Below are 9,739 nucleotides of genomic sequence, written 5' to 3'. Positions count from 1 at the left end.
CTTTCTGACGGGGGCGGGGGCGGGGGCCTGACCTTCAGACCGAGAAGGGGACCATCTGTCCTGCGCCGCGCCCGAATTGCCGGGTATGGCGCGCACAGATGGTCCCCTTACCGCTTACGCCACCAGGCCGGCCAGCACCTTCGCCGCCTCCGTCGGGTCGATCAGCCACTTGAGGTGGCTGCCCGCGATGGTGTGGACGTCGTACGGGTTGTCCGGGGTGAGGGCGTTGCCCTCGCGGATCAGGCGGTCCTGGGCGGCCGGCGGGATGGAGGCGTCGTCGGCGAGGCGGACGTACGTCTTCGGGATCGTGCCCCAGGTCTTCGCCTGGGCGCGGTCGTCCGAGGTGCCGACGTCCAGGTTCTCGTCCGGCTGGAAGGTGTTCAGGAAGTTCAGGAACTGCTCGTCGGTGCCGTCGGCGAGGAACGCCGCCTTCATCGCCTCGAGCGTGGCCGGGTCCGCGGTGCGGAAGTTGACGCGCAGCGCGCCGAGTTCGGCCGGGTTGGCCGCTACGGCCGGGCCGAAGGCGCCGGGGTCGACGGTGGCCATCTCGGGCTCGGCGTAATAGTCGTTGACGTCCAGGTCGACGGGGCACCATGACGAGACGTAGACGATCCGGTCGATCAGCTCGGGGCGGGCGTTGGCGGCCGCCGTGGCGGTGGCGCCGCCGCGGCTGTGCGAGACGAGGATCACCGGACCGTTCGCCTTGGCCCGCTCGAGGATCCCGATCAGATACGCGGCGTTGTCGGCCAGCGTCACACCCGTGATCGAACTGGGCGCCGTGGCCAGCCCCGCGGGATCCTGAGGCGCCTGGTAGGCACGCGTGTACGCGGCCCCGAACCCGTGCCCCGGCAGGTCCACGGCGACCGAACGGTGGCCGAGCAGGCCGAGTTCGGCCTGGAGGGGCGCGAACGAGAAGGAGTTCGCGAAGGCTCCGTGGACGAGTATGAAGGTCGGCTGCTGCATGCTTGCTCCCCGTAAGTCGGACAGACCCCGCCCTCCCGGGGGCCGAGCCCTTCAAACCCTATCGGCCCCCACTGACAACGCCCGTCACCTGCACTTCAGTTGACCCTAGTGCGCGCTCGCCGGCTCCGTGCCCCTCTTGCGGATCACCACGGCCATCAGCGCCGCCGCCGCGCACAGCGCGCCCGAGGCGTACCAGACCGGGTTGTACGTGCCGAAGGCATCGCGGGCCACACCGCCGAGGAAGGCGACCAGGGCCGCGCCCACCTGGTGCGAGGCGAGCACCCAGCCGAAGACGATCGCCGAGTCGTCGCCGTAGTGCTCACGGCACAGGGCGATCGTCGGCGGGACGGTGGCGACCCAGTCCAGGCCGTAGAACACGATGAAGAAGATCATCGGCGGGTGGACCGACTCCGCGAGCAGGATCGGCAGGAAGAGGAGTGAGACGCCGCGCAGCGCGTAGTACACGGCAAGCAGACGGCGGGAGTCGTAGCGGTCGGTGAGCCAGCCCGAGAAGATCGTGCCCAGGATGTCGAAGATGCCGATCACGGCGAGCAGCGAGGCGGCGGCCTGTACGGGCATGTGGTGGTCGTGGGCGGCGGGGATGAAGTGGGTCTGGATCAGGCCGTTCGTGGACGCGCCGCAGATCGCGAAGGTGCCGGCGAGCAGCCAGAACGGGCCGGTGCGGGCGGCCGAGAACAGCACCGTGACCGCGCGCCGGGCCGCGCCCTGCGCGGGCGGGGGCTTGGGCACGAACTCCTCGGACCCGTACGGCGCGATGCCCACATCCGCGGGGTGGTCGCGCAGCAGCAGCCATACGAAGGGGACGACCGCGAGCGCGGTGAGGGACACGGTCACGGAGGCGGGCTTCCACGTACCGTCCTCGACCATCCAGGCGATCAGCGGCAGGAAGATCAGCTGACCCGAGGCGCCGGCGGCGGTGAGGATGCCCGTGACGAGGCCCCGCCTCGTGGTGAACCAGCGGTTGGTGACGGTCGCCGCGAATGCCAGGGCCATCGAGCCTGAGCCCAGGCCCACCAGGACGCCCCAATAGAGGATCAGCTGGAGCGAGTTCGCCATCCAGACGGTCAGACCCGAGCCGAGCGCGATCATCGTCAGGGCCACGGCGACGACCCTGCGTATGCCGAAGCGGTCCATGAGCGCGGCCGCGAACGGCGCCGTGAGTCCGTACAGCGCGAGGTTCACCGAGACCGCGAGGCCGATGGTGCCGCGCGACCAGTTGAAGTCGTCGTGCAGCGGCTCGATCAGAAGACCCGGCATCGAGCGGAAGGCGGCGGCGCCGAGGATCGTCACGAACGCCACGGCGGCCACGTACCAGGCGCGGTGGATGCGGGGGGTCTTGCGGGGTGCTGCCGCTTGGGTCGGCGTCTCGGCCTCGAGCGTCGGCTGGGTCGGCGTCTCGGCCTCGGCCTGGGTTGTCGGCTGGGTAAGTGTCCCGGCCTCGGTTGTCGGCTGGGTCGGCGTCTCGGCCCCGGATGTCTGCGTCACGGGATCATCCTGGCGGTGGGGCCCTTCTCCGAACGAGTGGCTCAAAGGCCAGCATTCGATAGGATCGGGCCATGGGATCCTCCGAGACCGTCGAGACCGTCGAGACCGCCCGCGCCGGGAAGCCGGCGCGTCCCGCTGCGGACCCGGCGTTGTCAGTGGGCGCCGATAGCCTGGACGGGGCTCGTCCCCCGGGAGGGCGGGGTCTGTCCGAGGTACCCCGGCATCGCGTCGTCGTGCTCGCCCTCGACGGTCTGCTCCCCTTCGAACTCGGCATCCCCCACCGCATCTTCGGCCGCCCCGTCGGTCCCGACGGCGGGCCCCTCTACGACGTCGTCACCTGCTCGATCCGCCCGCCGGGCCCCGTACAGACCGACGCGGACTTCGCGATCCACGTCGAGCACGGCCCCGAGGCCCTGGCCACCGCGGACACCGTCGTCATCCCGGCCTCGTACGAGCTCGGTCCGGTGTACGAGGAGGGTCGGCTCACCCCCGAACTGGCCGCCGCGCTCGCCCATATCCGCCCCGGCACCCGGCTCGTCGCGATCTGCACGGGTGGCTATGTGCTCGCCGCCGCCGGGTACTTGGACGGCCGGCCCGCGACCACCCACTGGTGGCACTCCGACCACTTCCAAGAGCTCTTCCCCACGGTCGCCGTCGACGCGGACGTGCTCTTCGTCGACGACGGCGAGGTCCTGACCTCGGCCGGAGTCGCGGCCGGTATCGACCTCTGCCTGCACATCGTGCGCCGCGACCACGGGACCGCGATCGCCAACGAGGTGGCCCGCCGCACCGTCGTACCGCCGCATCGCGACGGCGGGCAGGCGCAGTTCATCCAGCGGCCCGTGCCCGAGCCCGAGAAGGGGACCACCGGCAGGGCGCGGGCGTGGGCGCTCGCGCGGCTGCACGAGCCGATCCAGTTGCGGGACATGGCGGATCAAGAGGCCATGTCGGTACGGACGTTCACGCGCCGCTTCCGCGACGAGGTCGGCGTCAGCCCCGGCCAGTGGCTGACCCGGCAGCGGATCGAACGGGCCTGTCACCTTCTGGAGTCCAGCGCGCTCTCCATCGACCAGGTGGCGCGGGATGCCGGATTCGGTACGGCGCAGTCGCTGCGGCAGCACCTAATGGGCGCGCTCGGCGTCACTCCGACCGCTTACCGGCGTACTTTCCGCGCGGATCACGCTCGGCTGCGCTCGGTGGCCTGAGCGGCCGGCCGACCGGTCGCCGAGGAGGCCGACGGCCGTGAGGACGAGGGTGAGAGCGACGCCCGCGAGGATCGCGTTCGAGGCGGTCGTCAGGCTCATGAGCAGGCCGGCCAGGCTGCCGGACAGGGCGTAACCGGCGCCCACCGCCGCGTACATCACCGAGTACCCGGCCGCGAGCGCGCTCGACGGAAGGGTGGCGCGCAGCGCGAGGTTCCGGGTGAGCAGCGCGCCGGCCTGCAGCACTCCGGCGAGTGTCAGACCGGCCGCGATGGCGGTGACGGAGGGTGTCACGGCGACGGCGGTGACACAGGCCGAGACCCCGACGAGCAGCACCGCGCTCTGGGTCGCGAGCCGCCCGGGCCAGGCCGCCCGCAGCCCGTAGACGAAGGCGCCGACGGCGGAGGCCACCGCGAACGCGGCGAGCAGCGGGCCCGCGAGGCCCACCCCGAAGTCCCGCTGTTCGAGCAGCGCGGGCAGCGCGATCTCGGCGAGCGCGAGCAGACACATGGTGGCCGCGCCCATCACGTACGCGGGCCAGGCGCGGGCCAGGACCCGGGCCTTCGACCCGTTGCCGGGTTCGTGCTCCTCGGCCTGCCAGCCGGCGGGCAGCAGCCACAGCCCCGCCGTCGCGGCGATCAGGAGGACCGTGGCGAGCAGCATGGGCGTGTACGGGGCGACGCCGAGCGCCAGCCAGGCCGCGGCGACCGGGGATACGGACCAGATCGCCGAGTTGAGCATGGTCTCGAAGCTCATGGCCTGGGACACGGCCCGTTCGGGGACCATGGCCTGGAGCAGCGCGCGCAGCCCGCCCGCGGCTCCGGCGGGTGCGGCTCCGGCGACGAAGGCGCCGACGGCGAGGACCGCGGAGGGTGCGCCCGGCGCGAGGGCGAGCAGCAGGAAACCGGCGCTGCCGCCGGCGAGCCCGAACGCCAGCTGGCCTCTGGCCCGCTCGGGCCGCAGCCGCGTTCCGAGTACGGCGGCGCCCGCGATCTCCCCGATCACGTACACGGCGGCGAGCAGCGCGCCGAGCGCATACCCGCCCGGCCGCTCCCGCACGAGAAACACCAGCGCGAGCGGCGCCATGGCCACCGGCAGACGCGAGGCGACGGCCACCGCGCACCAGCTCAGGACGGGGCGGGTGAACAGCTCGCGATAGCTGGCTCTGGGCATAGTGCCCCACGGTAGGCGGTGAGGTGGGGCTGAGGCACGTGGGTTTCCGGGGGCGGGCCGACCGGGGGACCATCTGTCCACCGAGTGTCGGGAATGCCCTGGTTCATCCTGTACGAATGGTCCCCCGATGGGCGGGGGGCGGCCGCCGAAGGCGGGGGGTCAGCGGACGAATTGGCCGAACTTGCCCTGGTGGAAGAGGAGGGGGGCGCCGTCCTCGTCGGCGTTCAGGGCGTTTACGCGGCCGACGACGATCAGGTGGTCGCCGCCGGTGTGGACCGCGTGGATCGTGCAGTCCAGCCAGGCGGGGGCGCCGTTCAGGCGCGGGGCGCCCGAGACCGGGGCCGCGTCGAACTCCACGCCCGCGAACTTGTCCGCACCGCTGACCGCGAAGCCGCGGCACAGCTCGCCCTGGTGCGCGCCCAGGATGTTCACGCAGAACGAGCCCGCCTCGGCGATCTTCGGCCAGGTCGTCGACGTACGGGCGACCATGAACGCGATCAGCGGCGGGTCGAGGGAGAGGGAGGCGAAGGACTGGCAGGCGAAGCCCGCGGGGCTCCGGTCGGCCGTCGTCGCCGTGATGACCGTGACGCCGGAGGCGAAATGCCCCAGTACGCGGCGGAATTCGGCCGGATCGAGCGGCCCACGCTCATCCTCGCCGACCGCCCGTAGGTCGGGGCGCGGCAGCGCTTCGACGGGTTCGGCGGCCGGGAGGGCGCCGGTGGACCTGAGGTATCGGATGGTGGTGGCCGCCATCCCTGCGTGTCCCATCACGTTCCTCATTGAAGCTGACGGCTCGTCAGATTGGAAGGGGTGGGCGGCTGTTCACGGTGTCTTCGCGCAAGGTGTCAGACGTGCCCCGTAGATTCCGGCCGTGCCCGAGACTTCGAAGGAACATCTGAGACAGCTGCTCGACGAGTTGCCGCCCGGCAGACTGATAGGGCCGTCTCATCACACGTATCCGCTGGTGTGGATGAGCGACGGCGCGGTCATGGACGCGGCCGACTGGTGGAAGCGGATGTACGCGCGGCGTGGCGAAACCGGCCTGTACCCGCTGTTGCTCGAGTACCCCGACGACTCGTGCAAGCCTGCGGGCGGTGGCCATGGAGCCGAAGCGGATGCCGAAGCGTACTTCCGAAGTCGCTGGGCGGACGACTCGTGGCCGCCCTTCGAGGAATGGCCCGGTCTTGCGCCCCCTGCCCCGACGGTGACGGACGCCGGCGCGGGCGCCGGGGAAGTGGCGACTGCTGTCGCCCGCGACGGACGGGCCCGGTGTCTCGCGCTCGTCCAGGTCGCGCGAGGCGCTGACGCGCCCGCCGCACTCAGGTGGCTGGGCATGGGAAATCACATGACCGCGCAGGAACTGTCGGCCGTCCTGCGCTCCTGGGAGGACCGGTTCGGTGTCCGAGTCGTGGGCTTCGGACATGGAAGCCTGTACGTCTCGGTGGCCGCCCAGCCGACAGACGTTCACCAGGCACGTGCCCTCGCCGCGGAGCACTACCTCGTCTGCCCGGACGTCTTCCACGAGGAGCCCGCACCGGACTGGACCACGTACCACGAGGAGCTCATGCGGCTTCGCGAGTGGCGGTTCTGGTGGGATTGAGTGCGGTCTGCCGTTCCCCGTGCGACAGACGATCTACCGCCCCTCGTACGAAGGCGTCCTCCGCTCCACAAAGCTCGCCACGCCCTCGTTGGCGTCCCGTGTGGTCATGTTGATCTCCTGGGCCGTCGCCTCCGCCGCGAAGGCGGTGGTGCGGTCCGCGTCCAGGGAGGCGTTGACCAGCTGCTTGGTCAGCGCGATCGCGCGGGTCGGGCCCTGGGCGAGGCGCTCGGCCCACTCGCGGGCCGTCTTGTCCAAGTCCTCAGGCGGTACGACCCGGTTGACGAGTCCGAGCCGTTCGGCCTCGGCCGCCGGCACCGAGTCGCCGAAGAACATCAGCTCCTTGGCCCGCTGCGGCCCGATCAGCCGCGGCAGCAGATACGCCCCGCCTCCGTCGGGCACCAGCCCGCGCCGTACGAACACCTCGATGAACTTGGCCGACTCCGAGGCCAGGACCAGATCGCACGCCAGGGCCAGGTGCGCGCCGATGCCGGCCGCGGTCCCGTTGACCGCCGCGATCACCGGCTTCTCGCAGTCCATGACCGAGGCGATGAAGCGCTGGGCGCCCTGGCGGATCATCCGCGCCACGTCACCGGCCACCCGCTCGCCCCCGGTATCGGGTGAGCCCCGCAGGTCGGCCCCCGCGCAGAAACCCTTGCCGGTCGCGGTGATCACCACCGCCCGTATCGCGGGATCCGAGGACGCCGCGGCGAGCAGCGCCATGATGCGCTCGCGCTGGTCCCAGGTGACGGCGTTCATGGCTTCGGGGCGGTTGAGCGTGATCCACGAGACGCCGTTCTCGACGGAGTGCAGGACGTCGTCCGGCTGCTGTTCCTCGGGCACGGAGCTCCCTCTCGTATACGGGTGTACGTGTACGGGTGTGCGTGTGCGCGTATACGCGTACGTCGACGTCGGCCCCTCAGCGGCAGACCGCCAGCGCGTCCAGCGCCACCGCGCCCTGTCCCCGCGGCAGCACCATCAGCGGGTTGATGTCCAACTCGGCCAGCTCGTCGCCCAGTTCGAGCGCCATCCGCTGGACCCTGAGCACCACCTCGACCAGGGCGTCGACGTCGACGGGCGGTCCTCCGCGTACGCCGTCGAGCAGCGCCGCGCCCCGCAGCTGCGAGAGCATCGCGCGGGCGTGGTCCTCCGTGAAGGGCGGTACGGCGACCGCCGCGTCGCGCAGGACCTCGACCAGGACGCCGCCGAGTCCGACCGTCACCGTCGGCCCGAAGAGCGAGTCGTGCGTGACGCCGACGACCATCTCGACGCCCTTCTCCACCATCTGGCAGACCAGGATCCCGTCCAGCTTGATGCCCTCGTAGCGGGCGATGTCCGTGAGCTCGCGGTACGCGTCGCGGACCTGGGAGGCGGAGGTCAACCCGACCTTCACCAGGCCGAGTTCGGTCTTGTGGGCGAGTTGGGCACCGGAGGCCTTCATCACGACCGGGTAGCCGACCAGACCGGCCGCCCGTACGGCGGCGGCGGCCGACGTCACCAGCTGTTCGCGCGGCACCCTGATCCCGTACGCCCGAAGAAGCTGCTTCGCGGCGTGCTCGCTGAGCTGCTGGCCGGGCCGCATCAGCGCCTGCGCCTTGCGGAAGGACGGCGACGGGGTGCGCGGGGCCTCCTCGAAGGGGGAGCGGTAGCCGTCGGTGAACTTGTGGTGGTCCAGATACGCGCGGACCGCCGTGATGCAGTTGGAGAAGGTGCGGAAGGTCGCGACGCGGGACGAGCCGAGGAGCGTGGTCCGGTACGCCTCCTCCGTACCGACGGGCGAACCCCAGACGACGCAGATGAGCTTGTCCGTCTGCTCGGCGGCGTCGACCAGGTCCTGTGCGAGCTTGTCGCTCATGGGCGGGAAGGGGCCGGTGATCGGGCAGATCAGGACGCCGACGGACGGGTCGGCGAGGATCGCGTCGATGATCTTCCGGCCGCGCCAGTCGCCGACGGGGTGACCGCCGTTGTCGACGGGGTTCGCGACGTTCAGATACGAGGGGATCCACTCGTGCAGCTCGTCCTGCTTGGCCTCCGAGAGCGTCGGGAGCTCGAGCCCCGCCTCGGTCGCGAGGTCCGAGAAGTGGGCGCCGGTGCCGCCGGAGATCGAGTAGACGACCACGCCGTCGGCCTGGGGCTTGCGGGCGCGAGCCAACAGGGCGGATACGTCTTGGAGTTCGTCGAGCCCGTCGACGCGTATGACCCCGAACTGCCGCATGGCGGCGTCCACCACGTCATCGGCGCCCGTGAGCTTGCCGGTGTGCGAGGCGGCCATCTTGGCGCCGGCCTCCGTGCGCCCCACCTTGACCGCGACCACCGGCACTCCGCGCTGGGCGGCGCGGTCGGCGGCGAGCAGGAAGGAGCGGCCGTCCTTGAGGCCCTCGATGTAGCAGGCGATCGCGCCGACTTCGGGCTGCTCGGCGAAGTACGAGAGGAAGTCCGAGGTCTCCAGGTCCGCTTCGTTGCCGGTCGGGGCCCAGTGCGAGAGCCGTACGCCGATCTCCTGCATCGCGAAGACCGGGCGGCCCTGGTGTCCCGACTGGGTGATCAGCGCGATGGCCGGTCCGTCGAGGTCGTCGCGGAACTTCTCGAAGGCGTTGAGGTTGGTGTTCGGCCCGAGCAGCCGGATGCCGGAGCGCTCCACGGCGGCCGTGAGGCGGGTCTGCGCGAGGGCGCCCTCCTCGCCGGTCTCGGCGAAGCCCGAGGCGAAGGCGACCGCGAACTTCACCTTGGACTCGGCGAGTTCCTCGATCACTGGGAGTGGATTGCCGACCAGGAGGACGGCCAGGTCCACCGGCTCGGGCAGGTCCGCGACCGAGGGCGCGCACGGTATCCCGAAGACGGACTCCCGGGTCGGGTGCACGGGGTGCAGCCGCGCGCCGACCCGCTCGGCCCACGCGATGAGCTGCTTGGTGATGCCGGTGTTGGGGCGGCCCTCGGCGTCTGAGGCGCCGATGACGGCGACCGACTCGGGGCGGAAGAACTTGTCCAGGTCGGGCACGTCCGCGTGCAACGGGCGGCCGCTGACATCCAGGTCGGAGGCCCCAGGGGGGCCCGCGACACTGTGCACCGCCGGCGTGGGGCGCTCGCCGCAGGCCACGACACGGGCCGGGCGGGAGTCGGTGGTGAGGGTGCCGTGAGTCGATCCAAGCATCGCTGACGCCCGCCTCCTGAGTTACGTCCTGACTACGGTCAACAGAACTGACGCGTAGTCAGATTACTGAACTGACGCTCCGTCAGGAACAGGTCTGCACCGGAATCTGCACGAGAACGGCACGGGAGGGGGACGGATGGGCAGGTT

General features: G+C 71.3%; 8 protein-coding genes. 2 read left to right on the top strand and 6 right to left on the bottom strand.

What is annotated here, in order from left to right; translation table 11 throughout:
• Nucleotides 1–114 precede the first annotated feature (114 nt).
• Complete coding sequence (locus tag G6045_RS36285) at nucleotides 115–963, bottom strand: alpha/beta fold hydrolase (RefSeq protein ID WP_165336481.1); 849 nt, start codon at nucleotides 961–963, stop codon at nucleotides 115–117.
• A gap of 105 nt (nucleotides 964–1,068) precedes the next feature.
• Complete coding sequence (locus tag G6045_RS36280; protein ID WP_165336483.1) at nucleotides 1,069–2,310, bottom strand: MFS transporter; 1,242 nt, start codon at nucleotides 2,308–2,310, stop codon at nucleotides 1,069–1,071.
• Between the two features lie 230 nt (nucleotides 2,311–2,540).
• On the opposite strand from G6045_RS36280, the gene G6045_RS36275 reads away from it, so the two are divergent.
• Complete coding sequence (locus G6045_RS36275) at nucleotides 2,541–3,674, top strand: GlxA family transcriptional regulator (protein WP_165336480.1); 1,134 nt, start codon at nucleotides 2,541–2,543, stop codon at nucleotides 3,672–3,674.
• Here G6045_RS36275 and G6045_RS36270 read toward each other — a convergent pair.
• Complete coding sequence (locus G6045_RS36270) at nucleotides 3,591–4,844, bottom strand: MFS transporter (RefSeq protein ID WP_165336479.1); 1,254 nt, start codon at nucleotides 4,842–4,844, stop codon at nucleotides 3,591–3,593. The genes G6045_RS36275 and G6045_RS36270 overlap by 84 nt on opposite strands.
• 159 nt (nucleotides 4,845–5,003) lie before the next feature.
• Complete coding sequence (locus G6045_RS36265) at nucleotides 5,004–5,612, bottom strand: flavin reductase family protein (RefSeq protein ID WP_165336478.1); 609 nt, start codon at nucleotides 5,610–5,612, stop codon at nucleotides 5,004–5,006.
• Nucleotides 5,613–5,715: 103 nt separating this feature from the next.
• Between G6045_RS36265 and G6045_RS36260 the strand changes: the two genes are divergently transcribed.
• The gene (locus G6045_RS36260; protein ID WP_328708028.1) at nucleotides 5,716–6,444 is read left to right on the top strand and encodes a DUF4253 domain-containing protein; all 729 of its coding nucleotides are present in this window, start codon (nucleotides 5,716–5,718) and stop codon (nucleotides 6,442–6,444) included.
• Between the two features lie 33 nt (nucleotides 6,445–6,477).
• On the opposite strand, the gene G6045_RS36255 is transcribed toward G6045_RS36260, so the two are convergent.
• Nucleotides 6,478–7,200, bottom strand: a complete 723-nt coding sequence (locus G6045_RS36255) for an enoyl-CoA hydratase/isomerase family protein (RefSeq protein WP_235968533.1) — start codon at nucleotides 7,198–7,200, stop codon at nucleotides 6,478–6,480.
• 160 nt (nucleotides 7,201–7,360) lie between these two features.
• Nucleotides 7,361–9,592 carry an acetate--CoA ligase family protein gene (locus G6045_RS36250; protein WP_165336476.1) on the bottom strand — a complete coding sequence of 744 codons (2,232 nt, stop codon included), beginning with the start codon at nucleotides 9,590–9,592 and terminating at the stop codon, nucleotides 7,361–7,363.
• Nucleotides 9,593–9,739: the final 147 nt, after the last annotated feature.

It is taken from the genome of Streptomyces mesophilus (assembly GCF_011044995.1).
Taxonomy (GTDB): domain Bacteria; phylum Actinomycetota; class Actinomycetes; order Streptomycetales; family Streptomycetaceae; genus Streptomyces; species Streptomyces mesophilus.
This window is presented reverse-complemented; position numbering and strand designations above follow the sequence as displayed.